This window comes from Bacillus sp. 005/A4HT-01/001 (assembly GCF_004634445.1).
Taxonomy (GTDB): domain Bacteria; phylum Bacillota; class Bacilli; order Bacillales; family Bacillaceae; genus Bacillus; species Bacillus altitudinis.
In genome coordinates this window covers 786,702-812,846 of record NZ_SEIZ01000001.1, presented here as the reverse complement: position 1 = coordinate 812,846, position 26,145 = coordinate 786,702, and the positions used below count along the sequence as shown (strand labels likewise).

The 26,145-nt window shown below is 41.9% G+C and carries 26 protein-coding genes and 1 riboswitch; of the genes, 20 read left to right on the top strand and 6 right to left on the bottom strand.

Annotated elements, in window-relative coordinates; all coding sequences use genetic code 11:
• The first annotated feature begins 238 nt into the window (after positions 1-238).
• The 10 genes from gdhA (at position 239) to ES896_RS04300 (ending at position 10,155) form a co-directional block, all read left to right on the top strand.
• Positions 239-1,609, top strand: coding sequence for an NADP-specific glutamate dehydrogenase (gdhA, locus tag ES896_RS04340; protein ID WP_039165114.1), 1,371 nt, complete (start codon positions 239-241; stop codon positions 1,607-1,609).
• A gap of 83 nt (positions 1,610-1,692) precedes the next feature.
• Positions 1,693-1,806, top strand: coding sequence for a hypothetical protein (locus ES896_RS20255; protein ID WP_226650551.1), 114 nt, complete (start codon positions 1,693-1,695; stop codon positions 1,804-1,806).
• Between the two features lie 111 nt (positions 1,807-1,917).
• A complete protein-coding gene (locus ES896_RS04335; protein ID WP_019743488.1) occupies positions 1,918-3,300 on the top strand; it encodes a hypothetical protein in 1,383 nt (460 codons plus the stop codon).
• Positions 3,301-3,369: 69 nt separating this feature from the next.
• A complete protein-coding gene (locus ES896_RS04330) occupies positions 3,370-3,984 on the top strand; it encodes a class F sortase (RefSeq protein WP_135226458.1) in 615 nt (204 codons plus the stop codon).
• Positions 3,985-4,226: 242 nt separating this feature from the next.
• Positions 4,227-6,170, top strand: coding sequence for a BglG family transcription antiterminator (locus ES896_RS04325; RefSeq protein ID WP_050826737.1), 1,944 nt, complete (start codon positions 4,227-4,229; stop codon positions 6,168-6,170).
• A gap of 121 nt (positions 6,171-6,291) precedes the next feature.
• A complete protein-coding gene (locus tag ES896_RS04320; RefSeq protein ID WP_007497889.1) occupies positions 6,292-6,597 on the top strand; it encodes a PTS sugar transporter subunit IIB in 306 nt (101 codons plus the stop codon).
• Between the two features lie 14 nt (positions 6,598-6,611).
• On the top strand, positions 6,612-7,961 hold the full coding sequence (gene celB, locus ES896_RS04315; protein WP_007497888.1) for a PTS cellobiose transporter subunit IIC: 1,350 nt from the start codon (positions 6,612-6,614) through the stop codon (positions 7,959-7,961).
• Between the two features lie 26 nt (positions 7,962-7,987).
• Entirely contained in the window at positions 7,988-8,314 is a 327-nt protein-coding gene (locus ES896_RS04310) for a PTS lactose/cellobiose transporter subunit IIA (protein ID WP_135226457.1), read from the top strand.
• Entirely contained in the window at positions 8,311-9,639 is a 1,329-nt protein-coding gene (locus ES896_RS04305; protein ID WP_007497885.1) for a 6-phospho-beta-glucosidase, read from the top strand. The genes ES896_RS04310 and ES896_RS04305 overlap by 4 nt, the downstream gene beginning before the upstream one ends.
• A gap of 117 nt (positions 9,640-9,756) precedes the next feature.
• On the top strand, positions 9,757-10,155 hold the full coding sequence (locus ES896_RS04300) for a hypothetical protein (protein WP_007497884.1): 399 nt from the start codon (positions 9,757-9,759) through the stop codon (positions 10,153-10,155).
• Positions 10,156-10,479: 324 nt separating this feature from the next.
• Here the strand turns inward: ES896_RS04300 and ES896_RS04290 are convergent, their stop codons facing one another.
• Positions 10,480-11,571: a branched-chain amino acid aminotransferase gene (locus ES896_RS04290; protein ID WP_007497882.1), complete on the bottom strand. Its 1,092-nt coding sequence runs from the start codon at positions 11,569-11,571 to the stop codon at positions 10,480-10,482.
• Positions 11,572-11,930: 359 nt separating this feature from the next.
• Here ES896_RS04290 and ES896_RS04285 point away from each other — a divergent pair, with 359 nt between their 5' ends.
• The 5 genes from ES896_RS04285 to ywaC all read left to right on the top strand — a co-directional run bounded on the left by ES896_RS04285 (position 11,931) and on the right by ywaC (position 18,181).
• Entirely contained in the window at positions 11,931-13,358 is a 1,428-nt protein-coding gene (locus tag ES896_RS04285; RefSeq protein WP_135226455.1) for a DUF1565 domain-containing protein, read from the top strand.
• A 117-nt stretch (positions 13,359-13,475) separates the two neighbouring features.
• Positions 13,476-13,585, top strand: a riboswitch (SAM riboswitch).
• A gap of 172 nt (positions 13,586-13,757) precedes the next feature.
• A complete protein-coding gene (locus ES896_RS04280; RefSeq protein ID WP_007497873.1) occupies positions 13,758-14,876 on the top strand; it encodes a sugar ABC transporter substrate-binding protein in 1,119 nt (372 codons plus the stop codon).
• A 72-nt stretch (positions 14,877-14,948) separates the two neighbouring features.
• Positions 14,949-16,445: a sugar ABC transporter ATP-binding protein gene (locus ES896_RS04275; protein WP_135226454.1), complete on the top strand. Its 1,497-nt coding sequence runs from the start codon at positions 14,949-14,951 to the stop codon at positions 16,443-16,445.
• Entirely contained in the window at positions 16,442-17,455 is a 1,014-nt protein-coding gene (locus ES896_RS04270) for an ABC transporter permease (protein ID WP_017368303.1), read from the top strand. The genes ES896_RS04275 and ES896_RS04270 overlap by 4 nt, the downstream gene beginning before the upstream one ends.
• 93 nt (positions 17,456-17,548) lie before the next feature.
• On the top strand, positions 17,549-18,181 hold the full coding sequence (ywaC, locus tag ES896_RS04265; RefSeq protein WP_007497867.1) for a GTP pyrophosphokinase YwaC: 633 nt from the start codon (positions 17,549-17,551) through the stop codon (positions 18,179-18,181).
• 50 nt (positions 18,182-18,231) lie between these two features.
• Here the strand turns inward: ywaC and ES896_RS20045 are convergent, their stop codons facing one another.
• Entirely contained in the window at positions 18,232-18,381 is a 150-nt protein-coding gene (locus ES896_RS20045) for a hypothetical protein (RefSeq protein ID WP_167764438.1), read from the bottom strand.
• A gap of 19 nt (positions 18,382-18,400) precedes the next feature.
• A complete protein-coding gene (locus ES896_RS04260) occupies positions 18,401-19,486 on the bottom strand; it encodes a Rap family tetratricopeptide repeat protein (protein ID WP_024719506.1) in 1,086 nt (361 codons plus the stop codon).
• 529 nt (positions 19,487-20,015) lie between these two features.
• On the opposite strand from ES896_RS04260, the gene ES896_RS04250 reads away from it, so the two are divergent.
• The 3 genes from ES896_RS04250 to ES896_RS04240 all read left to right on the top strand — a co-directional run bounded on the left by ES896_RS04250 (position 20,016) and on the right by ES896_RS04240 (position 22,220).
• Entirely contained in the window at positions 20,016-20,780 is a 765-nt protein-coding gene (locus ES896_RS04250; protein ID WP_135226452.1) for a transporter substrate-binding domain-containing protein, read from the top strand.
• Positions 20,781-20,850: 70 nt separating this feature from the next.
• Positions 20,851-21,495, top strand: coding sequence for an amino acid ABC transporter permease (locus ES896_RS04245; protein ID WP_039165129.1), 645 nt, complete (start codon positions 20,851-20,853; stop codon positions 21,493-21,495).
• Positions 21,492-22,220 (top strand): amino acid ABC transporter ATP-binding protein, encoded by a 729-nt coding sequence (locus ES896_RS04240; protein ID WP_007497858.1) that lies wholly within the window; start codon positions 21,492-21,494, stop codon positions 22,218-22,220. The genes ES896_RS04245 and ES896_RS04240 overlap by 4 nt, the downstream gene beginning before the upstream one ends.
• A gap of 80 nt (positions 22,221-22,300) precedes the next feature.
• Here the strand turns inward: ES896_RS04240 and ES896_RS04235 are convergent, their stop codons facing one another.
• Complete coding sequence (locus ES896_RS04235; protein ID WP_008345541.1) at positions 22,301-22,684, bottom strand: VOC family protein; 384 nt, start codon at positions 22,682-22,684, stop codon at positions 22,301-22,303.
• A gap of 117 nt (positions 22,685-22,801) precedes the next feature.
• On the opposite strand from ES896_RS04235, the gene ES896_RS04230 reads away from it, so the two are divergent.
• On the top strand, positions 22,802-23,983 hold the full coding sequence (locus ES896_RS04230) for a class I SAM-dependent rRNA methyltransferase (RefSeq protein WP_135226451.1): 1,182 nt from the start codon (positions 22,802-22,804) through the stop codon (positions 23,981-23,983).
• Positions 23,984-24,020: 37 nt separating this feature from the next.
• On the opposite strand, the gene ES896_RS04225 is transcribed toward ES896_RS04230, so the two are convergent.
• Both ES896_RS04225 and ES896_RS04220 read right to left on the bottom strand, forming a co-directional pair.
• Complete coding sequence (locus tag ES896_RS04225) at positions 24,021-24,701, bottom strand: CidB/LrgB family autolysis modulator (protein WP_007497850.1); 681 nt, start codon at positions 24,699-24,701, stop codon at positions 24,021-24,023.
• The gene (locus ES896_RS04220; RefSeq protein ID WP_017360157.1) at positions 24,695-25,078 is read right to left on the bottom strand and encodes a CidA/LrgA family holin-like protein; all 384 of its coding nucleotides are present in this window, start codon (positions 25,076-25,078) and stop codon (positions 24,695-24,697) included. The genes ES896_RS04225 and ES896_RS04220 overlap by 7 nt, the downstream gene beginning before the upstream one ends.
• Positions 25,079-25,243: 165 nt before the next feature.
• On the opposite strand from ES896_RS04220, the gene cidR reads away from it, so the two are divergent.
• A complete protein-coding gene (gene cidR / locus ES896_RS04215) occupies positions 25,244-26,131 on the top strand; it encodes a cidABC operon transcriptional activator CidR (protein ID WP_017360156.1) in 888 nt (295 codons plus the stop codon).
• Positions 26,132-26,145 lie beyond the last annotated feature (14 nt).

Below are 26,145 nucleotides of genomic sequence, written 5' to 3'. Positions count from 1 at the left end.
GTGTCAAAGAAAGCGGGATGATGAACGTCCAGTTCGTCATTTCTAGCACGATAGTCATTCTTTGAGCGGGTCATTTTCATGACGGAAGGTGATTCTGCTTGATCTATCTCATTTCGGCATCGTTTTCATCTGTTATCAATATTGATCAGTTTTTACAAATGGTGTTAAATTAATCTCAATATGCGTTAGAAAATCTAACAACCAAAGAGTGAGATATTGACAAGGAGGCAGATGAGACATGTTGACCTTAGATCGAGCAGCACAAACAGCACAAAGCTACATCCACCGTGTGCTAGAGGATGTAGAAAAACGGAATCCAGGCGAGGCGGAATTCCAGCAAGCCGTGAAAGAAATTCTGGAATCCCTCGTCCCGGTTTTTGCAAAACACCCAGAGTATGAAAAACAGGGGATCTTAGAACGCTTAATTGAGCCTGAGCGGCTTGTGATGTTTCGTGTACCGTGGGTAGACGATGAAGGCAAAGTACAGGTGAACAGAGGATTCAGGGTTCAATTTAATAGTGCCATCGGTCCTTATAAGGGGGGCATTCGTTTCCACCCATCGGTCAATGCCAGCATCATCAAGTTTTTAGGATTTGAACAAATCTTTAAAAACGCACTGACAGGTTTGCCGATCGGCGGAGGAAAAGGTGGATCAGATTTTGACCCTAAAGGGAAATCTGATGGAGAAATCATGCGTTTTGTTCAAAGCTTTATGAGTGAACTCAGTCGTTATATTGGACCTGATCAAGATGTACCGGCAGGAGATATTGGGGTAGGCGCACGCGAAATCGGCTATATGTTCGGCCAGTACAAAAAAATGCGTGGTGCGTATGAAGCAGGTGTCCTGACAGGAAAGAGCCCTGGCTTCGGAGGCAGTTTAGCAAGAAAAGAAGCGACCGGCTATGGACTGGTGTACTTTATGGAAGAAATGTTAAAAGCCCACGGAATGCAATTTGAAGGACGATCTGTTGTTGTGTCTGGGTCAGGAAATGTATCGATTTATGCGATGGAAAAAGTATTGGAATTAGGCGGAAAGGTTGTGGCTTGTAGTGATTCAAGCGGAGCCATTTACGACCCTCAAGGCATTTCACTTGAGACAGTGAAGCAGCTGAAGGAAGTCGATAACCAGCGAATTAGTGCCTACATAGACATTCACCCGCATGCTGAATTGATTGAAGATTGCGAACAAATTTGGTCTCTCCCTTGTGACATTGCGCTGCCATGTGCGACCCAAAATGAAATTTCAGAGTCGCAAGCACAGCAGCTAGTGGCAAACGGTGTCATCGCTGTAGGAGAAGGGGCCAATATGCCGTCCACACTTGAGGCCGTCAAAGTATTTGAACAACATGATATTTTGTTTGCACCAGCAAAAGCAGCAAATGCTGGGGGAGTGGGTGTTTCGGCGTTAGAAATGGCGCAAAACAGTGCGAGAATGTCTTGGACTTTTGAAGAAGTAGATGGTCAGTTGAAACAAATGATGCAGTCGATTTATCGTCAGTGTACTGAGACAGCTGAAGAATACGGATACGCTGGAAATTTAACGGTAGGCGCAAATATTGCAGGATTTCGCAAAGTGGCAGATGCCATGATCGCACAAGGCGTCATTTAACTCCTGCTCTCCCGCACCTGTTTATTTCATGACAAGATCGGGAATCGTCTTGTAAGAATGACAATAAGGAGGCGCGGGAGAAAATGAAAAAGTGGCTGAAACAAATTGTCAAATGGGCACCAGTGATTTATCCAGTGGTGAGGAAAATATACAAAGAACGAAAAGTATCCAAAAGTCGTAACGTATCAGCCGGGTAATCCGGCTTTTTTTTATGAAATGAATGAAACAAAAAAATATGCTGTGTGAATGATCCATTTCACTTCTCTCTCCGTTAAGTACATAACAAACGGAAAGAGGAGGCAAAACAGATGAAAATGAAAAAAGCATTTTTAACGATCCCGCTTAGTGCAGCATTATTATTACCAACTGCTCAAATGGCAAGTGCACACGAAGGACATATGCATGGGGATGCAAAAAAGTCGTCATCATCACAAGAGGTGTCAAATAAAGCAACGGATCTTCGCGCAGCGCTTGATCAGCTCTTCTCAGAGCATGCTTATTTAGCAGTGATCACGATGCAAAAGGGAATTGACGGCAGTAAAGATTTTGATCAAGCAGCCGCAGCGTTAAATGAAAACACGAATGATCTATCAGATGCGATCGCCTCTGTGTATGGAAAAAAAGCAGGGAAACAATTCAAAGAGATTTGGTCAAGCCATATCGGCTACTTCGTTGATTATGTACAAGCGACAGCGAAAAAAGATGAAGCAGGTAAAAAGAAAGCGGTCAAAGAGCTTGATCAATACCGTATGAAACAAGCTGATATGCTTGATAAAGCAACAGGTGGAAGATTGAAAGCAAGTGAACTTGAAGAAGGATTAAAGATGCACGTCAATGAACTGCTAAAAGCTTTTGACAGTTATACAGAAAAGGATTTTGATACAACCTATGAAACGGTCAGAAAATCCATTCATCATATGTTTGAAGTAGGTAAAGGTGTATCATGGGCGATTACAGATCAATTTCCTGGGAAATTTGATCAAAAATCAGTCGATACTCCAGCGGCAGATCTTCGTGAGGATTTAAACTACTTGTTCTCAGAGCATTTGGCACTCGCGGTAGTGGCAATGCAAAAAGGGAATGATGGCAGCAAGGACTTTGACCAAGCGGCAGCAGCCTTAAATGAAAATACAAATGATTTATCAGATGCGATCGCTTCTGTTTATGGAAAAGATGCAGGAAAACAATTTAAAACGATCTGGTCAAGTCATATCGGATATTTAGTTGATTATGTTAAAGCGGATGCATCAGGAGACGAGCAGGCAAAAGAAAAGGCTGTCAAAGATTTAGATGCTTACCGTATGAAACAAGCAAAATTTTTAGATCAAGCGACAGATGGCCGATTGAAGGCGGCTGACTTAGAAGCTGGGTTGAAAACCCATATTGATGAGCTCATCAAAACGTACACGTCTTATCATCATGGTGAATATGATCAGCTGTACCCGACTGTCAGAGAAGCATACGGCCATATGTTCATGGTTGGTCAAGATGTCGCATCAGCTATTGTCGATCAGCATCCTGACATGTTCAAATCCAACATGCCAAATGAGATGCCGAAAACAGGTATGGGAGGCACAGCCGGTCCATTAGGTATGTCATATGAAGCATTTGCTGGGATGATGGCAAGTCTCATCTTAGCCGGAGGTGCAGTGGGGGCGTTCTTCCTCATTCGCCGTAAACCATCAAATTAAGCAGGCATCAAGACAAGAGGGAACGTGCACAATCGTGCCGTTCCTTTCTTCAAAAGGAGGTCGACTTGCGTGAAAAGATGGCTGTTTGGTATTCTGACGCTTTTCATCATCACGGGCTGCGCATCCCAATCAATAGATGAAAAGTCATCCTCTGAAACTGCATCATCTCCTGAGCCAATGACAGCAAAACAAGCCAAGAATCCATCTCATTCACACGACACGTTAAAAGAAGAGCCATCGGGTATTGTGCCAGCTGACATCTCCATTCCAGCGATTGATGTCCAAGCAAAAGTGGAGAAAACGACTTTATCAAAGGATGGCAGTATGGGTGTTCCGCAAAATTCAGATCACACAGCTTGGTTTGAAGATGGTCCGAAGCCTGGTGATAAAGGGAATGCTGTCATAAATGGTCATGTTGATAATAAATGGGGTCCAGCTGTTTTTTATCGACTAAAGGAGCTAAAAAAGGGAGACAAAGTCATTGTGACATCCTCGTCAGGGGAAAAGCGAACCTTTGAGGTTCTCAAGGTGAAAAGCTATCCGCGCGAAGAGAAACCAAATGCTTTTTTCGGGTACGCCTTTACACGGAATCTCAATTTCATCACATGTACGGGAACTTTTGATCATGCAGCCGGTACACATGAAAAAAGATTGGTTGTCTTTACACAACTGATTTCCTCATAAGAAAAAGGCGGATACACGGAGGTGTAACGCCTTTTTTTCATGATTTCCACAACAGCATCTTAGAAGAAGATTCATAGGTCATTAGATATGGTTGGTTGTATAAATAGGGGCGTTTGTCATATAAATGAGTTGGCAATTTTTATTTCTTTTCAGTAGAATATGAGTAATGAAGAGAACTGTAAGCGTATACAACCTGTCCAAACAAGGCAGATTCTCCACCCTAAATGAAGGAGGCCGATCTAATGCTGAGTAAAAGACTGGCGCACATTTTAAGTCAGCTGATGGCAGCTGAGACTCCTCTCACGAGCGCAGCGCTTTCTGTCAGTTTACAAGTGACAAGCCGCACCATCCGAACAGACATCAAGGAACTGAATGAGCGTCTAGCCCTTTATCAAGCAGCTGTATCAGCTGTTAGAGGCGCTGGCTATGAGCTGTTGATCAACGATGAGAATGCCTTTCGCCGTTTTATGAAGGAAGAAGTCGAACAGGAAGAACCACTTGCTGTTCTTCCAGAAGAACGAGTTCGATTTATTTTGAAAAAGCTGCTTCTAGCGGAATCATATGTGAAGCTGGAAGACTTACAGGAGCAGCTGTTTATTAGTAAATCGACGATGAGTAATGACATGAAATGGGTCAAACGTAAGCTCGAACCCTTTGATCTGAAGCTTGAAGCAAAGCCGAATAAAGGCTGCCGGATTAAAGGATCTGAGATGAAAATCCGTTATTGCATGTCAGAATATTTATTCAATGAACGGCGTTCCTATCAAACCATGCTGGACACGGCGGTTACGATTTTGCCAAAACATGAGCTGGAATTGATTCAGAGAACCATGATTGATTATATCAACGAGGAAAAAATGAATCTATCAGACATTTGCATGAATAATTTAATTGTTCATATTGCTATTGCCTGTAAACGGATTAGACACGGAAACTATGTATCTGTGCTGCCTGAAGAAATCAACGAAATCCCAAGGGCAAAAGAATACAAGGTAGCCAAAAAAATGGTTGAGCGTCTTGAAGGGCTGCTGGATGTCTCATTTCCACAAGAGGAAATCGTTTATATCGCCATCCATTTGCTAGGAACAGCCAAAATGGTACAGTCTTTTTCAACGGGCGGTCAAAAACAAATTGTGGATGATGACACGAGCCGTCTTGTTCAACTGATGCTGAAAGCCATTGATCAAAAATTGCAGCTGGATTTAGCGGGAGATGCGGAATTGCTGATTGGCCTCAGTTTGCACTTAAAGCCAGCGATCAATCGGTGTAAGTATGGAATGAATTTAAGAAATCCAATGCTAGATGAGATCAAAGCGGGCTATCCAATTGCCTTTGAAGCAGGGATTGTGGCGAGCAGGGTCATTGAAGAAGAGACAGGTTTGTCCATTCATGAAAATGAGATCGGCTATATGGCACTTCATTTTGGTGCGGCCTTAGAGCGTAGGAAAATGGAGATACCACCGAAGCGATGCCTGATTGTCTGTGCGTCTGGTGCAGGGAGTGCAAGGCTACTTCAAGATCGTTTGCGGTCACAATTTGGGTCAAAGCTGACCATTTTAGGAACAGCAGAGCTTTATTCCCTTCCGCATGTCTCTTTACATGCATTGGATTTAATTATTACGACCATTCCCATTCATATGGATTTACCGATTCCGGTCATTCAAGTGAACACGATTTTAGGAGGCAGTGATTTTTTAAAAATAGAAGATGCTTTGACAAGTGAAACAAGAGTGACATTAGCCACGCAATATATGAAAAAGGAATTGGTCTTTACAAAACGCGCCTTTCAAACAAAGGAAGAGGTCATACACTTTCTCACGCAAAAGGTCATTGACATGGGCTTAGCGCCAGCAGAACTTACACAATCTGTGATGGAAAGAGAAGAGTCTGCACCGACTTCATTTGGGCATTATACAGCAATTCCGCATCCGATGACCCCGCTGACAGAAGAGACGTTTTGGGCGATCTGTACATTAGAAAAACCGATTATTTGGGGAGAGAAAAAAGTTCAATTTGTGTGCTTGCTTTGTGTCGAAAAAGAGAATGCCAAAGACTTAAAAGGCATGTACCGTCTGCTTGGAGAGCTTGTCCATCATGTGAAATTTATTCAGCACCTCATCACCTGTGACACCTTTGAAGACATGCTGGATGTCATGGATAAAAAAGCGCCTTCGTACAAGAACTAATGGTGTGATATTAACTTTTTCCGCTTCCTAAAGGAAAAAGTATGGGTGTTTATGAAAGCGGTTTCATAATATGATGAATGTGTAAAGAAAAGCTTCATACTTCAAAAAGGGGGCGTTTACAATGAACATTTTATTAGTTTGTGCAGCAGGTATGTCAACAAGCTTACTTGTCACAAAAATGGAGAAAAGTGCACAAGAACAAGGAAAAGACTATCGTATTTGGGCAGTATCTGGAGATGCTGCAAAAAATCATATTGATCAAGCCGATGTGCTTTTATTAGGACCTCAAGTTCGTTATTTATTACCGCAAATGAAAAAACTCGGAGAAGACAAAGGAATTCCAGTAGACGTGATTAATACCGTGCATTATGGCGTATGTAATGGTGCTGAGGTTTTAAAATCTGCTGAACAGTTAGTGAACGGATAAAGGGGGCGGAAGGGATGAATGGATTCAACCGATTTCTAGAAGAGAAGGTTATGCCGTTTGCAGGGAAGATTGCCGCTCAAAGACATTTACAAGCATTGCGTGACGGAATTGTTTTAACCATGCCTCTCATTATCGTCGGTTCACTGTTTCTTATTTTAGCCAACCTTCCGATTCCGGGATATAGCGATTTTATGGCAAGTGTCTTCGGAGCCGAATGGGCCACGAAACTATCCTATCCTGTGAATGCCACCTTTGACATTATGGCACTTGTTGCGACCTTTGGGATCGCGTACAGGTTAGCTGAAAAGTATGCAGTCGATGCACTGTCATCTGGTGCAATTGCTGTCGCAGCTTTCCTCCTAGCCACACCTTATCAAGTCCCGTTCACACCTGAAGGATCAACAGAAGCTATCCTCGTGAATGGCGGTATTCCCGTCACACTGATGGGCAGTAAAGGGCTATTCGTTGCCATGATTATTGCCATGCTTTCCACCGAAATTTACCGCTTTATTGTACAGCGGAATATCGTCATCAAAATGCCTGATGGTGTACCGCCAGCAGTTAGTAAATCGTTTATCGCACTTATTCCAGGTTTTGTGGTCATCACGCTGATCTGGGTCGCTAGGCTTCTGATTGAGATGACACCTTTTGAGAGTATTCATAATATCATCACGGTCTTAATCGGCACACCACTATCCATTCTTGGTGGAAGCTTAGGCGGAAGTATCGTTGCTATCGGTGTGCAAATGCTCCTCTGGGCATGTGGTATTCACGGAGCCACCATTGTCGGCGGAGTCATGGGTCCGATTTGGCTCGGTGCGATGGATGAAAACCGTCTTGCCTTCCAAGCAGGAGAAGTGCTGCCGAATATTTTCACAGCGCAGTTCTTTGAAATCTTTATCAATGTCGGCGGAAGCGGCGCGACGCTTGCTTTGGTACTGACCATGATCTTGCGTGCGAGAAGTAAACAAATGAAACAGCTTGGCCGTCTTGCGATTGGGCCAGCCATCTTTAACATCAACGAACCGATCATTTTTGGAATGCCGATTGTGATGAACCCAATGCTTCTCATTCCGTTTATCCTTACGCCAATTATGATGATCATCACCACATATATCGGAATGAGCACAGGACTTGTAGCAAAACCGGCAGGGATCGCTGTCCCGTGGACAATGCCGCCAATCATTTCAGGCTATCTCGCAACAGGCGGGAAAATCTCTGGCGCAGTCATGCAGCTGATTAACCTTGCCTTGTCATTTGCGCTATACTATCCATTCTTTAGAATGTGGGATAAGCAGAAATTGAAAGAAGAAAATGAGCTTGAAGCAAAAGCATCAACAGATGAAAATGTCGTCAGCATGTAATAGAGGGAACAAGGGGGATGCGGCCGATGGAAATGGAACAAATTGTGTTTCAACTCATCTTGCACGGTGGTAATGGCAGAAGCTCGGCCATGGAGGCCATTACATGTGCAAAGCAAGGCAATTTTGATGAGGCGAAGCAAAAATTGCAGGAAGCACAAGAAGCGTTAAATGAGGCGCATCACGCACAGACAGAGCTAATCCAAGGAGAAATCAGAGGAGAGAAAACCGACGTCAGTCTCTTGATGATTCATGCACAGGATCATCTGATGAACGCAATGACCGTCAAGGAGCTTGCGGCTGAAATCATTGAGCTCCATGAAAAAATGAAGCAATTCGGAGGTGTCAATTCATGAAAGACGGAATCAAAATTGTCACAATAGGCGGTGGATCAAGCTATACGCCTGAGCTGGTCGAAGGGTTTATCAAACGATATCAAGAATTGCCTGTAAAGGAATTATGGCTTGTGGATATTGAAGCAGGTCAGGAAAAGTTGAACATCGTGGGTGCCCTTGCAAAACGTATGGTTGAAAAAGCAGGTTTGCCGATTGAAGTGCACCTCACCCTTGACCGCCGGGCAGCTCTGAAAGATGCGGACTTTGTCACGACACAATTCCGTGTAGGACTGCTCGAAGCGAGAGCCAAGGATGAGAGAATCCCGCTTAAATATGGCGTCATTGGACAGGAAACGAATGGTCCAGGCGGGTTATTTAAAGGTCTACGCACTATTCCAGTCATTCTAGACATCGTGAAGGATATGGAAGAGCTTTGCCCAGATGCTTGGCTGGTGAACTTTACAAATCCAGCAGGCATGGTCACAGAGGCGGTGTTACGCTACACGAATCTGAAAAAAGTGGTCGGTCTATGCAATGTGCCGATTGGAATCAAAATGGGCATTGCAAAAGCGCTGGATGTCGATGTCGAACGCATTGAAGTACAATTTGCAGGCCTCAATCACATGGTCTATGGCTTAGATGTGTATTTAGACGGGGTCAGCATTATGGATCAAGTGCTCGATGAATTAGGAAATCCAAATAGCCAGTGGTCCATGAGGAATATTGAAGCGAAAAACTGGGAGCCTTCTTTCGTCAAAGGCTTAGGGGTCATTCCATGTCCGTATCATCGTTATTACTATAAAACGAAAGATATGCTGGAGGAAGAACAAAAAGCGGCTCAAGAAAAAGGAACAAGAGCAGAGGTTGTGCAGCAAGTCGAGCATGAATTGTTTGAGTTATATAAAGACCCAGATTTATCGATTAAACCGCCGCAGCTCGAAAAAAGAGGCGGGGCTTATTACAGCGATGCAGCATGTAATTTGATCAGTTCCATCTACAATGATAAACATGACATTCAACCGGTAAACACAGTGAACAGAGGAGCGATTGCCAGCATTCCGGCCGAATCAGCGGTTGAAGTGAACTGTATCATTACAAAGGACGGACCAAAACCAATCGCGACAGGTGATCTGCCTGTGGCTGTGAGAGGACTCGTTCAACAAATCAAGTCTTTCGAGCGTGTGGCAGCTGAAGCAGCTGTGACAGGAGATTACGAGACGGCTCTTGTCGCCATGACCATCAATCCACTCGTTCCATCTGATGAAATTGCAAAGCAAATCTTAGATGAAATGCTTGAAGCGCACCGTGAATATTTACCGCAGTTCTTCAAATCAGTAAATGCGTAAAATAAAATGGCCCCTTTATGGGGTCGTTTTTTATGATTTTTTCATATGGAAACCGGAGAAAGCAGTGTATGATAGAAAAAACAACATGTACTGCTTCAAAGAAAGGACGGTTAGAATATGGTGGCAATTGGGTTAATGCTTTACGGCTTTATCGTTCAACCTCTACTTAGTTACGGCACAGTGGTTTTGTTTTTGTATGGAATCATCGCTTCATTTATTGGCCTGATTCGGCATAGACAGGATGTGTGGATGTATGTTCTCCGCTTGCTCGTTTGTTTTACCATTCCAGTAACCAATCTGTTAATGTATTTCGCAACCATCGGTGGAGATGAAAGAGACTTTGATTTCCAGCCGATGCCGCCAGTTTATCATCTTGTTTTTATCCTAGAAATCATCATCGTCTTTTTACCAGAGATCTTTTTACTGATCGAGAGAAAGCGGAGTATCAAAGGGAAACAGTGGATATATGCAGGGGCCATTGTGGGGATATCGGTCTTGTTTTGGTGCACGCTTTGATGAGAGGCTGATGGACATCTAAGTCTTTTTCGCCTTTTTGTTGCGTAACCTCTTTCGCCTCATTTTTACAAAAGTAATGGAAAGAACAAAGATAGAAATTCCGAGAAACTTAAATAGAAAACGGGTGAAGAACGGTGAATCGTCGAAACCTGTAGCGATGATGATTGATCCGATGCAAATCCCAAAGAACGCAAGTAAATAAGTAAAAAACATACCATCACTCCTTAAGCGTGGAATAGATCCATATTTTCCATTATGAGGTAGTGAAGGAGATAAAGAAACAAAAAAAGAACCCTTCATCAAATGAAAGGTTCTTTCGCTTGCTTATGCCTGCTTGACGACCGAATCGACTTCTACTGTCCAGCCGAAGATGTCTGGCTGAGTTCCTTTTTGGATTCCGGTAATCGCTTCGTACAATTTCTTCGATACTTCGCCTGTTTGACCATTTTGAATGACGTATGGCTGATCGTGATAAATTAATTCACCGACAGGAGAAATGACGGCTGCCGTTCCTGTTCCGAAGATTTCTTCAAGTTCACCTGACTGATGTGCTTCAATTAACTCATCAATTGAAATTTTACGTTCTGTCACAGGGATTTCCCAATGCTTTAACAGCTCAAGCACAGAATTCCGTGTGATCCCTTCTAAAATGCTGCCGTTCAGTTCAGGCGTCACGATTTCTCCGTTGATTTTAAAGAAGATATTCATACTGCCGACTTCTTCAATGTACTTTTTCTCGATGCCATCAAGCCACAGGACTTGTGAAAATCCTTTTGTTTCAGCAACTTGCTGTGCTTTCAAGCTCGATGCATAGTTTCCAGCTGTTTTGGCATTTCCTGTTCCGCCTTTAACAGCGCGGACAAATTCGTTTTCCACCGCAATTTTGACCGGATGGATGCCTTCTTTATAATAAGAACCTACTGGAGATAAAATGATGATCAGCTTGTAGGTGCTTGACGGTGCAACACCTAAATAGGGCTCAGTAGAAATAATGAATGGTCGAATATACAAAGAAGTGCCCTCTGCATCAGGTACCCAATCCTTGTCAATGCGAATGAGTTCATTTAAGCCTTCTAAAACCGTTTCTGTATCAATTTGTGGGATACATAGGCGGTCATTTGATCTGTTTAAGCGTTCCATATTTTTTTCGGGACGGAATAAGAGAATCTTTTGATCCTCAGACACATACGCCTTCAAGCCTTCAAAAACAGATTGGCCATAATGATAAACCATAGAAGCTGGGTCCATTGGAATCGCCTGATAAGGAATAATTCTCGGATCATACCAGCCTTTATCAATTGAATAATCCATCACAAACATGTGGTCTGTGAAGATTTTTCCGAATTCAAGTTGATCAGATTGAGGTTTTGGTTTTTTTGTTGAACTAATTTCAACGCGGATGGGTTGTTTTGGCATCGTAAATCTCCTTGCTGTTTGATTATTTGAAAATTCTAATAATATGAAATAATTATGATTCTATTCTATACCTTCACAAAATATTAGCAATAGGTTTTCTGGAATTCAGACAAGAAAAATCTGTTAAAGCGCTTTCCTCCTCTCTGTCGTGGTTTTACTGAAGTTTCCCCTTAGAAATAAAATCCAATTTCATTATTAACTGATTAATCTGACAATTTAAAAGCGATTTGTTTTCCTGTAAGATATTCTTTCAACCATACACCTTTTGACTAGTACATTGCAAGGGGCATTGCCATATTTTAATCCTCTTTTTTTTAACCGATAAAGGTAGAAGAGAGTGGAAGGGAGCAAACAACGAGATGAAACGAATGATATCAGGCGCCTTATTGATTTTATTGATGACCGCCATTAGTTTTGGCTGTCAAGCGATGACGGAGGAGGCTGGTGCGAAGCAAGGTACTGCCTATTACGTCGCAGCAAATGGGAACGACAAACATCCAGGGACAAAGCAAAAGCCTTTCCGTACGCTGAAAAAAGCGGCAAGTATCGCGAAAGCTGGAACAACAGTTTATATGAGAGGCGGTACATACAAAGAGAAATTGATTGTCCGCCATTCTGGAACAAAGAAAGCACCAGTTGTTTTTCAAGCGTATGGAAAAGAGAAGCCTGTCATTAGCGGAGCATCTCTTAAAGGAAATCAAGCAGACGGTGGTCTTGTGAAGATTGATCAAAAAAGCTATATCACCCTGAAAGGGCTGACAGTCGGTCGTATTAAAACGAATCAAGAAGATGTGACACCCATCGGTATATTCATCACAGGCAGCGGCAAAGGCGTCAAACTGCTTAACAACCGTGTGTACGACATTCAGACGACACATCAAAATGGGAATGCTCATGGCATTGCGGTCTATGGAACGAAAGCACCTGCAGCCATTGAAGACATCGAAATCAAAGGAAACACTGTGGAAAAGTTAAAGCTAGGTTTTAGTGAAGCCCTTGTGCTAAACGGAAACGTTAAAAAATTCCGCGTGACACATAATACAGTCCGGCATACGGACAATATCGGGATTGATTTAATTGGTTTTGAGAATGTCGCACCTTCTAAAAAGTATGATCAAGTGAGAAATGGTGTCGTATCTAGAAACAAAGTTTATGAGATTACGAGTGTTGGGAATCCAGCGTACGGCAAGGACATCTCCGCAGGAGGAATCTATGTGGATGGCGGGAAAGACATCGTGATTGATCATAACATTAGCCATCATAATGACCTTGGGATTGAGGTCACAAGTGAACATAAAGGGAAGATGGCCGAACGCATTCGCATTGAGCACAATCAAGTATATTTAAATCGTTATACAGGCATCTCCATTGGCGGCTATGACAAGAAGCGGGGCGGAACCACAAACACGACCATCTCCCATAATATTTTGTACAAAAATGACACAGCCGGCTTAGAAGGCGGTCAATTGCTCATGCAATATCAATCGGTGAACAATCGAATCACGAATAATATCATGACAGCCAGTGCTTCGCATTACTTAGTCGTGAATCTCTACGAAGTGAACAAGAAGAATACATTCCAAAAGAATGTCTACGATGACCGCAAAGGTGCAAAAGCCTCACAGTGGGTATGGCGCGGGAAATGGCTGGAAGGCTACAAAACGTATCGCTCGAAAAGCGGTCAAGATAAAGGTTCAGCACACCTCAATCCCCAATTTGTGAATGAGAAAAAATATGATTTCCGTCTTAAGGCATCATCACCTGCTAAGAAAATCATCGGCAGTTAAACAAGGCATTCGGTGCAAATGATCATTTTAGAAATTTTCAAAAAAGTCATTGACATTGATGAGACATCACATTAAAGTAAAGAAGACATTTCAACTAAAACAAATTTCATAACGGATCTCTTATCAAGAGAGGCAGAGGGACTGGCCCTATGACGCCCAGCAACCGTTTCTATCTAAGAAATTGGTGCTAATTCCTGCAAAGCTGTTACAGCTTTGACAGATAAGAGAGGAAGACTTCCCGATACATGTTTCATGCAACGGTGATCAAGCCTCTCTTTATCAAGAGAGGCTTTTTTGATCTCTTTTTTTAGAATCAAAAGACTGGGTTCACAGGCATATTTCCACTTTTTTACCTAGTTTTCCGATGTGAAAAATAAAACAACTTGAGGAGGAACAGCAATGAAACGTAAATATTGGACATCATCTCTTGTATTATTGACGGTCCTGACCGTGCTATTATCTGGTTGCGGTACGGGATCAAGCGCAGGCTCAAAGGCTAATGCAAACGAAAAGGTCTCCTTTGACAATGTCCCGAAGCGATTTGCAAAAGGACAGGGAGCAAAAATTAAAGTCATCCGTAAAATTGGCGGGGACGATCATACTGCTCAGTTTTTAGCAGGAACGAAGGCAGAAGGGGAAGCGCTAGGCTTTACAGTAGATGTCTACACGGCAAATGGTGATACGGCGAAGTTTCATGATGCCATTTCTCAAGCACTAGAAGAAAACTATGATGGCTTTATCATCTCTCATGGGGATGATGAGGCGACAGTTGCTGATGTGAAGAAGATCACAGCGAAAGGCATTCCAGTTGTGGCGTTTGATTCAAATCCGAAGCTGAAGGATATCAAAGGAGTCACAGTGACGTCTCAAGATGACGAGCAATTAGCGAAAAAATCATTAGATGCACTCGTGGCTGATTTTAAAGGGAAAGCAAATATTGCGTATCTTTGGGTAGACGGATTCCCTCCAATGGTGAGACGAAACAAGGTGTACCAAGAAACGCTCAAACAGCATACAGGGATCAAGGAACTTGACCGATTTGGCGTTGCGGCCTCTGATACATCAGTTCAAACACAAAATGCGGTTGCGGCGATGCTGAATAAATATCCAAAGGGTAAACTGGATGCGATTTTTGCGACGTGGGATGCATTTGCGATTGGTGCTGCAAGAGCTTTAAAAGAAGCGGGGAGAACCGAAGTGAAGATTTACGGTATTGATGTATCTAATGCCGATCTCCAAGAAATGACTGCGAAAGACAGTCCTTGGAAGTACACTGCCGCTGTCGATCCGAAGCTCATTGGTGCAATCGACGTAAGGATTCTTGCGAAGAAACTAGCTGGCGAGAAAACGCCATCTTCCTATGACCTTGAGGCCTCTCTCATTTCACAAAAGCAGCTTCAGGATGCAGGAAAGGCCATCAATATGGTCAATCTTGCAGATGAAGTAAAAGGATTCGGTTCTTCGACTGCTTTTGAAGAAGACTGGATGAAGACCTTGAAGAAGCATTATGCAAAATAAACAACGTGCACTCTCTTTTCATAGAGGGTGTTTCGTTTTTCAATTGACGATCAGGAGAGAAGGAGGACACCTATGACAACGCCGCTTGTTCATATGAAAAACATTTCGATTGAATTCCCAGGAGTCAAAGCGTTAGATCAAGCAAATTTCACATTAAAAAGAGGCACAGTCCATGCCCTGATTGGGGCTAACGGTGCTGGGAAGTCAACGTTAATGAAAGTTCTCTCTGGTGCTCATTCACATTTTGAAGGAAGCATCCACATCAATGGCGAGGCGGCGACCATTCATACACCGAAGGATGCGGCCTCATACGGTGTGCAGACCGTCCATCAAGAAGTGGATACAGCTCTAGTGCCATATTTAAGTGTTGGCGAAAATATGATGATCCATGAAATTGAGAAAAATCCATTCGTCCGCTGGAAAGAGATTCACCGCAAGGCAGCACAGCTGTTAAAAGAGATGGACATTGACATCTCGACGAAGCGTCTTGTGAGTGATTTGACACTGGCAGAAAAACAAATGGTGCTCATTGCCAAGGCTGTGTCGATCAAATGCAGCATTTTAATTTTAGATGAACCAACCGCTCCACTTAGTCATGCAGAAACAAGCAAGCTATTCTCAATGATTCATCAATTGAAAAAGAACGGCACAGGCATCATTTTTATCTCGCATCGCATGCCAGAAATTTTCAACATCTGTGATGAACTGACTGTGATGAAGAATGGAACCGATGTGGCGGCGCACCTCATTAAAGAAACCGATCCAAAGCAGGTCATTGAAGAAATGCTTGGCGCGCCATTAGAGGATCAATTCCCATTCCGTTCACCGCTTGAGGATGCACCGATTGTGCTTGACGTGAAAGAGTTGCATGACCAGCATAAATTAAACAACATTCATCTTCATGTGAAAAAAGGAGAAATTCTCGGGATTGCAGGACTAGTCGGTGCTGGTAAAACAGAATTGTGCAAAGCCCTATTCGGCGCCTCAGAAAAAAAGTCAGGCACTGTGCAGCTGCATGGTCAAACCATTCATATCAAGTCGCCTCATCACGCTGTGAGAGCGGGTATTGCCCTTGTGCCTGAGGAACGGAGAAAAGAAGGGATTTTAACAGAAGAAACTGTTGGATGGAACGTAACAGCTGCAAGTCTACGTTCGTTTACACGGCCGTTCAGCTTCTTACATCGTTCTAAGGAACGGAAGGCAGCAGATGGAATCGTCAAGCGGCTTGGCGTCAAGACACCTTCTCTTGAAGCGAAGGTGAAGCATCTCTCTGGTGGAAATCAGCAAAAGATTGCGATTGGAAAATGGCTGTTGGCTGAGGCGGATGTCTATCTCTTTGATGAACCAACCAAAGGTGTAGACGTTGGAGCAAAAAAGGACATTTTCTCTCTCATTGCAGAACTAGCTGCAAGAGGAAAAGCGGTTATTTATGCTTCAAGTGAGCTTTCAGAAATTGCAGGAATCGCCGACCGAGTATACGTCTTATATGATGGCAGCATTGCCCGGGAAATGACGGCACCAATGACTGAAGAAGAGCTTTTATATCATTCAACAGGAGGACAATCATGAGTGAACGACAAGTTTCAGCCCCAGTTCAACAAATCAAGAAACAGCGGCCATCCTTTCATCTGTTTGATTTCTTTTATCAATATGGCACCATCTTAACGATTGTCGTATTGATTGTTGTCTTTGCGGCAGCCAATCCGGCATTTTTACAGTCAGGAAATATCATCAACATTTTACGATCGATCTCGATTGTAACCATCATTGCAGTAGGGCTGACGATCTCATTAGCAGTGAATGGCTTTGATTTATCTGTAGGCTCAGTTGCAACGTTATCAAATGCAATTGTGATCTCCATGTTTGTATGGTTCTCGCAAAACCCACTCATTGCGATCCTTTCTGCGCTGGCGGCTTCTCTTATTGTCGGTTTGCTGAATGCTTGGATGATTGTCAAAATGAAGATTCCAGATATGCTCATGACACTAGCCATGATGTTTATCATTCAAGGGCTGGCACAAACCTATACGAAAGGTGCGACCATTTCTGAAAATATGGTGCTGCCTGATGGTACTTTTTCAACTGGCACCATCCCTGCCTTTTTCAGCAAGATTGGGCAGGTCCCCTATATCATTTTGATTATGGCGGCCATTGTGCTTTTTGCACATGTTTTTATGACTTACACAAAGCATGGGCGGTTGATGTATATCATTGGTGGAAATAAAGAAGCCGCCCGATTGTCTGGTATTCATGTGAACAAATACAAAATCGCAGCATATCTGTTGTCTGCCTTATTTGCGGCGATCGGTGGTATCGTGCTGGCATCAAGGGTGATGACAGCAGAAATTAACGCAGGAACGCCATATTTAATGGATGGGGTAGCTGCTGCTTTTATTGGGTTTTCAGTCATGGGAGCAGGTAAACCAAACGCATTCGGTACATTTATTGGTGCGGTGCTCATCGGTATTTTGCAAAATGGACTTGTGATGATGTCTGTCCCGTATTATGCAATGGATATCGTGAAAGGATCTGTGCTTGCACTGGCACTCGCGCTGACTTATTACAAACAGCGTGGCTAAGATGTATTTTTTTAAAACCATTTGCGTCCTCTCTCCGTCTAGTAAACGGAAAGCAGTGTAACAGCTGTTTGCCAAAAGGAGATGACAAAAAGAATGAATATGTCAGCAACTCATGTAGAAGATTTGAAAAGTGTCATGGAAGACTGGAAAAATGAATTATTAGTATATAAATTTGCATTAGATGAAATGGATACAAAGTTTTCGATTATTAGTCAGGAATATAATTTAATCCATGGACACAACCCAATAGAGCATACAAAATCACGGATCAAATCCTTTGAAAGCATCGTGAATAAACTAGCGAGAAAAGGATGTGACATCACCACACAATGTGCCAAGGAGTACATACATGATATCGCTGGTGTCCGCATCATCTGCTCGTTTATTCAAGATATCTATAACATCATTGATGTTCTGAGGCAAAGAGAGGATTTAAAGATCCTTGAAGTGAAGGATTACATTCAGCATCCGAAACCAAATGGCTATCGAAGTCTTCATTTAATTGTTGAGATTCCTGTTTACTTAACGAATCGTGTGGAGCATGTGAAGGTTGAAATTCAGGTGCGGACCATTGCGATGGATTTCTGGGCGAGTCTCGAACATAAAATCTATTATAAACTGCAAAACGATGTTCCTCATCAGCTCACCGATGAACTAAAGGAAGCGGCAGATATCGCTCACTACTTAGATGAAAAAATGCAAAATATCAAACGAGAAATTGATTAACCAATAAAAAGAGTAGCTGTTTTGAATGACAGCTACTCTTTTCAGTCTTATTAAGGGTTGGTGCCTCGATCTCTCTTTTGAATGATCGTACCGTCATCTTGCGATTGTGCAGACGGGCTGCTTTTTTGTGTAGAAATGCCAATCCAAACACCTGTGAACAAGAGCGTAAAAATCGCACTTGAGATCAGCCATTTTTTCATCATACATCACTCCATCTTCTTAACAAGTTTTGAATGACAATGCCTTGTTCTGAAAATAAATCGCTTCTTTCGGAAGACCATTTTCAGTTAAGTAGGCGGCTACATCCTGACAGATAGCCTCAAGATCAACAAGGAAATTCATAGATTCTAATTGATCACAATAAGAAATGATCTGCTCAATCATGTTGTCTGGCTGGAGCATCAATGTTTCTAAAATGGATAATTTAAGTGAAATGTTTCGTTGTTTTAAATTTTCTGCTTTTTGAAGTGAAAGCTGTACATAATAGTGGAACAAACCAGGCTTTTTCAGCTTAAACAGCGCTTTCGTGTAGGCATACAAGGCCAGTAAATAGCCGCCTGGAGAAGAAGTTTCGAATGCCTCAATCAATAAAGCCTTTTCTAGGAGCGGTACAGCTTCACTGTATTCATTTCTTAGACTTTTAATAAAGGCTGCATTGCAATACGCGTGACCAAGTAAATCTGGATCCTCCATCTGTTCGAGTGAGTGAATCACCTGTTCAAACAAAGTTTCTGCCTCATCATATTTCGATTGATCCGCATAATTCAGAGCAAGCATCATTTGACAGCTGATTGATTTTTTCACATAACATGGATCTGCGTCGTAAATAGACGAAGCCTTTTTTAAGTGGTGGATGGAGAGAAGTGTGGATCTTATATTATAGTATAGACAGCCTGTTTTATAATGGAATTCTGCCTTTTCAATGTCATCATGTACGAGATCTAATTTATCCTCGGCCAATTTCAAATGGTGAAATGCTGTATCTTGATTCCCTCTGCGCATTTCATACATGCCTTTAAAGAAATAGAAATAGTAGCTGAGCATATCATCTGTACGAATCGCATTTTCATCCACAAAAAGACTGTGATCTAACGAAGCTGTATCTTCGACTAAATCTTTGAAACGGTATTCTAAAAGTTGATAGTAGAGTAAGACGTCTTGATTCTCTTCCATTCGATCAAATGCTTGAAGAATCTCTTCTTTTAGCTGTATTGCTTCTTGTATGTCTCTTTTTTTCATCAAGACATACCAGTCATTTAGCATATTTGCTACATCAACTGATGACAAAACACCTGTTTCTGCCAATTGGTATCCTCCTTTCTTCACCTATTCATTTCTGCTGATTCTTATTTGTCTGAATCATCTTTCCATATTAAGTATCTTCTTATATTTTAAGCGGTCTATCTCAATTTGTAAAACATGTTTTTTGATGTAAATTCAACCAGTAGTGAAAAAAATAGGGAGTAACGATCGAATTGTATACGCTTACATTTTTTTAGGTAAAAAGAGGATATTGAAAAAAATATATCAGGATATCAATAGAGGAAGAGAGACAGTGAAAGAGGGTTTTTTCATAGGTGAGAAAGAAGTGTTATTGATAAAGGAGTGTTCGCGGTTTTTTGTGAGATTATATCACATGAATATTGTGAAACATGCTTCTTTCAGAATAAAATGAGTTATTCGCAAAAAAGTAAAATTTAAAGAGACTATCGATCTAGAATTGTATGGATCTTTGGTATTGATAAAAAATATCACACAGTATAGCTTTAGCGTGGTATAGTAAGATTGTTGTTGCGAATATTTAGACAAAACTGACAATTGGGGGTCGTGTTTTATGAAGAAATCGATGTTACTGATCATGGGACTAATTGTTGTGCTCGTCATGGCAGCCTGTGGTTCAAAATCAGACAGCGGTTCGGGAGAAGGCAAAGGCACATATAAAATCGGGATAGATGTAACATATCCGCCATTTGAATTTGAAAAGGGCGGTAAAACTGTGGGAATAGACGTTGATTTAATTAACGCCATTGCGAAAGACCAAGACTTCAAAGTGAAGCTTGAAGCAATGGATTTCTCAGGGATTATTCCAGCGATGCAAGCAGGTCAGCTTGATGTTGGAATGGGTGGTATGAGTATTACAGATGAGCGTAAAAAGAAAGTGGATTTCTCAGATCCATACTTCGACGCTGGTCTGACAGTTGTTGTGAAAAAGGACAGCAGCATCAAATCAATTGATGATTTAAAGGGGAAAAAGCTAGCTGTTAAAAATGGGACAACAGGTGCAAAATTTGCAACAGATAACGCAGACAAATATGGGTATGAAGTAGTTCAATTCAATGACAGTCCATCTATGTTCCAAGAAGTATCTAACGGAAATGCAGATGCTTTAATTGAGGATTACCCTGTCATTACGTATGCGATCGCACAGCAAGACTTGAAATTGAAAACAGTTGGAGATCGCTTGAATGGAGACCAATACGGGATCTCAGTGATGAAGGGGAAAAACCAGGACTTATTGAAGAAAATCAATAAAGGGCTGGAAAACCTAAAGAAAAACGGTGATTATGACAAAATTATTGAGAAATATTTGAAGTCATAACACAAGCGAGGCGCGCTCAGAGCGCGCTTTCTTTATGTGTCAACCGTATGTGAATTAGGGAGGGAGAAACATGGATACGATTGTTAATGCATTTCCGTATTTAATGGAGGGTTTGCAAACCACTTTATATATCTTTGTTGTTGCTATCATTTTAGGTTTTATCATCGGGTTGATTGTGGCGCTATTCCGCCTGTCACCATTTAAAATCTTGAACTTTATTTCACTCATTTTTGTCAATGCCATTCGAGGTACGCCATTTATCGTACAGCTATTCTTCATTTATTTTGGGCTAAATACACTTGAATTCATTTCACTTGACCGAGTGCCGGCAGGGATTATTACAGTAGCGATTAACGCAGGAGCTTATTTCTCAGAAATTATTCGTGCAGGGATTCAGTCCATCGATAAAGGACAAACTGAAGCCGCACGCTCTTTAGGATTCACAGGTGGACAAAACATGCGCTTTATCGTCCTTCCACAGGCATTTCGCCGTATGCTTCCAGCCATTACGAACCAAGCCATCATCAGTTTGAAGGACACCTCTCTCTTATCGATTATCGGTATTGCTGATATCATGCAGCGGGGACAAGTTCAAGCATCGGCTACCTTTGATCCTTTGAATGTCTGGCTCATTGTCGGTGTCATTTATTTCGTGATCATTTATTTACTTTCTCTACTGGCTAGCTACGCAGAAAGGAGATTTGATGTGAAATGAGTATGATTACGGTGAAAAACTTAAAGAAATCCTTTGGTGACAACGAAGTCTTAAAGGATATTAATGCAGTCATCGAGGAAAAAGAGGTTGTATGTGTCATTGGTCCTTCAGGATCAGGGAAAAGCACATTTCTAAGATGTCTCAATAAATTAGAGGATATTACGGCTGGGGAAGTTGTTGTCCACGGACATACGATTACAGACCCAAAAGTGAATATCAATAAAGTACGACAAGAAGTTGGTATGGTGTTTCAGCACTTTAATTTATTTCCTCATAAAACCGTGTTAGAAAATATCACGATCGCACCAGTGAAAGTAAAAGGGATGGAGAAGAAAGCGGCAGTCGATAAAGCATTAGACTTGCTTGAAAAGGTCGGCTTGAAAGATAAGGCTAAAAGTTACCCTAACCAATTATCTGGTGGACAAAAACAGCGTGTTGCCATTGCAAGAGCTTTGGCGATGGACCCGAAAGTGCTCTTATTCGATGAGCCGACATCTGCTCTTGACCCTGAGGTCGTTGGGGATGTTTTAGCTGTTATGAAACAATTAGCAGTTGAAGGAATGACGATGATTGTCGTCACACATGAAATGGGCTTTGCAAGAGAAGTGGGAGACCGCGTGATCTTTATGGATGGTGGATATATCGTCGAAGAAGACAAACCAGAAGCACTCTTTGGAAACCCACAGCACGAGCGTACCAAATTGTTTCTTAGTAAGGTGCTATAAAAAAAGAGTAAGAGCAGGTATGCTCTTACTCTTTTTCTTTGTGACGAGAATGAATATTCGCATGCATTTCCTAGGAAATATTATCGTTGGAAGAACTCAATCCACTCTTGGTCTGGCCCTCGGAAAAAGAAGTAGCAATAGCCATTGGGCAATGTTGTGATTTCTTCATCTATTAGCTCAATTTGCAGCTTTTGAATACGGTTGAATTCCGCGTGGATATTATCTGTTGTGAAGGCGAGATGGTGGACCTTTCCTTCAGATGGAAGGTCACTGCTATACCCTTGAATGAGTTCAATTTCCGTTTCCGCTTCGTCTTTAAAGCCAAGAAAGGCAAGTTCAATGACTCCGTTTGTATGAGTGATGCGATCCTTTAATTTCATGCCCACCACTTTTTCATAAAAATCAATGGACTGATCAATATTTGTCACCATAATCCCTGTATGATCTAAGCGTAATGTTGTCAAAAAAGAGCCTCCTCTATGTCGAGTTGATATTTTTCTCCTCATCTTATCATAATAGAAGTAACGTATACATTCATATGGTAGGATAGAGAGAGTCAATTTAGGATAAGGATGACACAAATGAAAAAAATCTCATTAAAACAAACATTTGCAGAACAAGTGAAAAAGGGATATCCGCTTATTTCAAAAGATGCTGTGTCGCGTGTGAACGGTGTACAGGAAGGCGAGCTCATTGAATGGATAGATGAAAGAGGCTCTTTTTTAGGGAAAGGATATTATGGTGTGCAAAATAAAGGCATCGGTTGGGTGCTTTCCTTTGACGCTAACGAAAAAATAGATCAGGCCTTTTTTGTTTCTAAACTTGAACAGGCATCCAAAAGCAGAACGCATCTATTTCGTGATGCACAGACGACGGCTTTCCGTGTGTTCAATGGAGAAGGGGATGGAATTGGTGGAATCACGATTGATTATTATGATGGATTCTATCTCATCCAATGGTATAGCGAAGGCGTTTATACATTAAAAGAAGATGTATTGGCTGCGATTGAGCAGGTGTACCCTGACTATAAAGGCATTTATGAAAAGAAGCGATTTGATACGTCTGGACAATATATCGAAGATGACGATTTTGTAAAAGGGGAGAAAGGTGAATTTCCCCTTATCGTCAAAGAAAATGGGATGAACGTGGCGGTTTATCTAAATGATGGTGCGATGACAGGTATTTTCCTTGATCAGCGTCATGTGCGAAAAGCAATTCGAGACCGCTATGCAAAAGGAAAGACCGTCCTTAATACGTTCTCTTATACCGGCGCTTTCTCTGTAGCAGCAGCGCTTGGCGGGGCAAGCCGTACGACAAGTGTAGATGTTGCAAACCGCAGTTTGAAAAAAACATCTGAGCAGTTTGAAGTGAATGGCATTGATGTAGACGGGCAGGATATCAAAGTCATGGATGTCTTTAAATATTTCCTGTTTGCGGCGAAAAAAGGCTGGAGCTATGATGTCGTGATCTTGGACCCACCCTCCTTTGCACGAACGAAGAAACACACATTCAGTGCAGCGAAGGATTATAAGAAACTATTAAAAGAAGCCATCCAGATCACAGCTGAGAACGGCGTCATTGTGGCGTCAACCAATAGCAGTGCATTTGGGATGAAAAAGTTTAAAGGATTTATTGCACAGGCCTTTAAAGAATCTGGGAAAACGTATCGTATTCTTGAGGAATATTCACTTCCTGAGGACTTCCGTACAACGAAAAATTATCCTGAGGGGAACTATTTAAAGGTTGTCTTCATCCAAGCATAAGAAAAAGCCATTTTCCGATAAGGGGAAATGGCTTTTTCTATAGGGCAAACGACATCAGGATAGGCGCTGCACATAATGTAATAATGGCCGAAATGATCATGGACACACTTGAGATCGTGCCTGAGACCGAGCTCAGTTCAAAGGCCTTCGATGTGCCTGCACCATGTGCTCCTGTACCAAGCAGAACGCCCATTGCAATGTCATTATCAATACGGAAATAACGGATAACCAATGGTCCAATGATTGAGCCAAATAATGCTGTTAAAATGACGAATACAGCCGTAACGGACGGCATCCCGCCAATCATCTCAGACACACTCATTGCAACAGGTGTTGTGACGGATCTTGGGACGAGGCTCTCGATCAGACTCGTATCCAAATGAAACAATTTGGCGATAAACGCTGTTGATAAAATCGCAACGATAGAACCGCAAGCCACATTTAAAATAATTTCTACTGCATGCTTCTTCAGAATGTGAAAATACTTATATAAAGGAATGGCAAATGCCACAGTCGCAGGTTGAAGCATATTTGTCAGCCATTTTCCGCCTTGATTGTAAGCATCGTAAGGAATGTTCACGATTAACAACAAGACCACAAGAACAACCGGTGTTACAAGTAAAGGGGAGACATAGACTTTCGGATGACGTTTATAAACCGCTTTTGATCCGAGATAGATCAGAATGGTTAGGATCAAAAATAGTCCACCAACTAACATAGCTTTTTTCGCTCCTTTCTTTTCGCAATCATCTGCGTCATTATGCCAGTCGAGAGCATGACCACAAAGGTACTAAGTAAAACCACAAGGACAATACTTGTGCCAGATTGAGAAAGTAATGTTCTGTAATCAATCACACCTACTGCTGAAGGGATAAAGAAGAGCAGCAGTTCTCCGAGCAGCCATACGGCGCCAAGTTCAATCCATTTTAATTTAATGATGTTAAAATGAAGTAATAAGAAAATGACAAGAATGCCTAAGATCGTGCCCGGAATTCTTAAATGCAAAAAGGCCGCCAGCACATTCATCAATTTCGCAAAAGCAAATAAAGCCATAATCTGAAGGGTAGCAATCAGCGACGTTTTGAGCAATTGCACTTTCTGTTCACTCCTTTTTCTATATAAATTGTTCACTGTTTCACAAAAACAACACAACGTTCTAATCGGTGAGCTTACTTTAAAGTGTACAGCACGTTCTATTATAGGTAAAATACATATATCGAATAGTTAGTATTCCTTTTGTCTATAGAAAGGATGAATCATGTGGACATCAGACATTTAACATATTTCTTAGAAGTGGCACGGTTAAAGAGTTTTACGAAAGCATCACAATCGCTCTATGTGTCGCAGCCGACCATTTCCAAGATGGTCAAAAACCTAGAGGATGAGCTAGGTGTGCAGTTGTTTTACCGTAATGGCAGACAGGTTGAAATGACAGATGCTGGACAAACCATGTATACACAGGCGAGTGAAATCACACAATCCTTTCAGAATTTAACGAGTGAATTAAATGATTTAATGAATGTGAAAAAAGGACATATCCGAATAGGACTGCCGCCCATGATTGGATCAAGCTTTTTCCCAAATGTGATGGGGGAATTCCGCCAGCAGTATCCAGATGTCACCTTTCAATTGGTGGAGCACGGCTCCATTAAAGTAGAGGAAGGGGTAGAGGATGGATCATTAGATATTGGTGTCATTGTTCTGCCTGCAAATGATAAAATTTTTCATACATACACCATCATTAAAGAGAATATGAAGCTTGTCACCCATCCATCACATCCGATGGCAGGACGTGGTGAGGTTCATTTGGCTGATTTAAAGGAAGAGTCTTTTATTTTCTTTCGAGAAGATTTCGTTCTGCACAGCCGAATCTTAAATGAATGTATGAATGCTGGATTCAGGCCGAACGTTATTTATGAAACGTCACAATGGGATTTCATCAGTGAAATGGTTGCTGAGAATCTTGGGATTGGGCTTCTGCCTGAACGGATTTGCCGTGATCTAGATCCAGATAAAGTGAGGATCATTTCCTTAAATCCGTCTATTCCGTGGCATTTGGGTGTCATTTGGCGAAAGGACCGCTACTTGTCCTTTGCTGCAAGAGAATGGTTAAAGCATACAAAATCCTATGTGTGGGATGCAGAGTAAAAGGGAGGACGATA

Excerpts from the sequence above, each read along its gene's own strand:
- ES896_RS04250 (WP_135226452.1), top strand. The coding sequence starts at position 20,016 with ATGAAGAAATCGATGTTACTGATCATGGGACTAATTGTTGTGCTCGTC.
- ES896_RS04280 (WP_007497873.1), top strand. The coding sequence starts at position 13,758 with ATGAAACGTAAATATTGGACATCATCTCTTGTATTATTGACGGTCCTG.
- ES896_RS04325 (WP_050826737.1), top strand. The coding sequence starts at position 4,227 with ATGCTGAGTAAAAGACTGGCGCACATTTTAAGTCAGCTGATGGCAGCT.
- ES896_RS04275 (WP_135226454.1), top strand. The coding sequence starts at position 14,949 with ATGACAACGCCGCTTGTTCATATGAAAAACATTTCGATTGAATTCCCA.
- ES896_RS20255 (WP_226650551.1), top strand. The coding sequence starts at position 1,693 with ATGAAAAAGTGGCTGAAACAAATTGTCAAATGGGCACCAGTGATTTAT.
- gdhA (WP_039165114.1), top strand. The coding sequence starts at position 239 with ATGTTGACCTTAGATCGAGCAGCACAAACAGCACAAAGCTACATCCAC.
- ES896_RS04305 (WP_007497885.1), top strand. The coding sequence starts at position 8,311 with ATGAAAGACGGAATCAAAATTGTCACAATAGGCGGTGGATCAAGCTAT.
- ywaC (WP_007497867.1), top strand. The coding sequence starts at position 17,549 with ATGAATATGTCAGCAACTCATGTAGAAGATTTGAAAAGTGTCATGGAA.
- ES896_RS04335 (WP_019743488.1), top strand. The coding sequence starts at position 1,918 with ATGAAAATGAAAAAAGCATTTTTAACGATCCCGCTTAGTGCAGCATTA.
- celB (WP_007497888.1), top strand. The coding sequence starts at position 6,612 with ATGAATGGATTCAACCGATTTCTAGAAGAGAAGGTTATGCCGTTTGCA.
- ES896_RS04245 (WP_039165129.1), top strand. The coding sequence starts at position 20,851 with ATGGATACGATTGTTAATGCATTTCCGTATTTAATGGAGGGTTTGCAA.
- ES896_RS04225 (WP_007497850.1), bottom strand. The coding sequence starts at position 24,701 with ATGTTAGTTGGTGGACTATTTTTGATCCTAACCATTCTGATCTATCTC.
- ES896_RS20045 (WP_167764438.1), bottom strand. The coding sequence starts at position 18,381 with ATGAAAAAATGGCTGATCTCAAGTGCGATTTTTACGCTCTTGTTCACA.
- ES896_RS04285 (WP_135226455.1), top strand. The coding sequence starts at position 11,931 with ATGAAACGAATGATATCAGGCGCCTTATTGATTTTATTGATGACCGCC.
- ES896_RS04320 (WP_007497889.1), top strand. The coding sequence starts at position 6,292 with ATGAACATTTTATTAGTTTGTGCAGCAGGTATGTCAACAAGCTTACTT.
- ES896_RS04240 (WP_007497858.1), top strand. The coding sequence starts at position 21,492 with ATGAGTATGATTACGGTGAAAAACTTAAAGAAATCCTTTGGTGACAAC.
- ES896_RS04300 (WP_007497884.1), top strand. The coding sequence starts at position 9,757 with ATGGTGGCAATTGGGTTAATGCTTTACGGCTTTATCGTTCAACCTCTA.
- ES896_RS04230 (WP_135226451.1), top strand. The coding sequence starts at position 22,802 with ATGAAAAAAATCTCATTAAAACAAACATTTGCAGAACAAGTGAAAAAG.
- ES896_RS04290 (WP_007497882.1), bottom strand. The coding sequence starts at position 11,571 with ATGCCAAAACAACCCATCCGCGTTGAAATTAGTTCAACAAAAAAACCA.
- ES896_RS04310 (WP_135226457.1), top strand. The coding sequence starts at position 7,988 with ATGGAAATGGAACAAATTGTGTTTCAACTCATCTTGCACGGTGGTAAT.
- ES896_RS04270 (WP_017368303.1), top strand. The coding sequence starts at position 16,442 with ATGAGTGAACGACAAGTTTCAGCCCCAGTTCAACAAATCAAGAAACAG.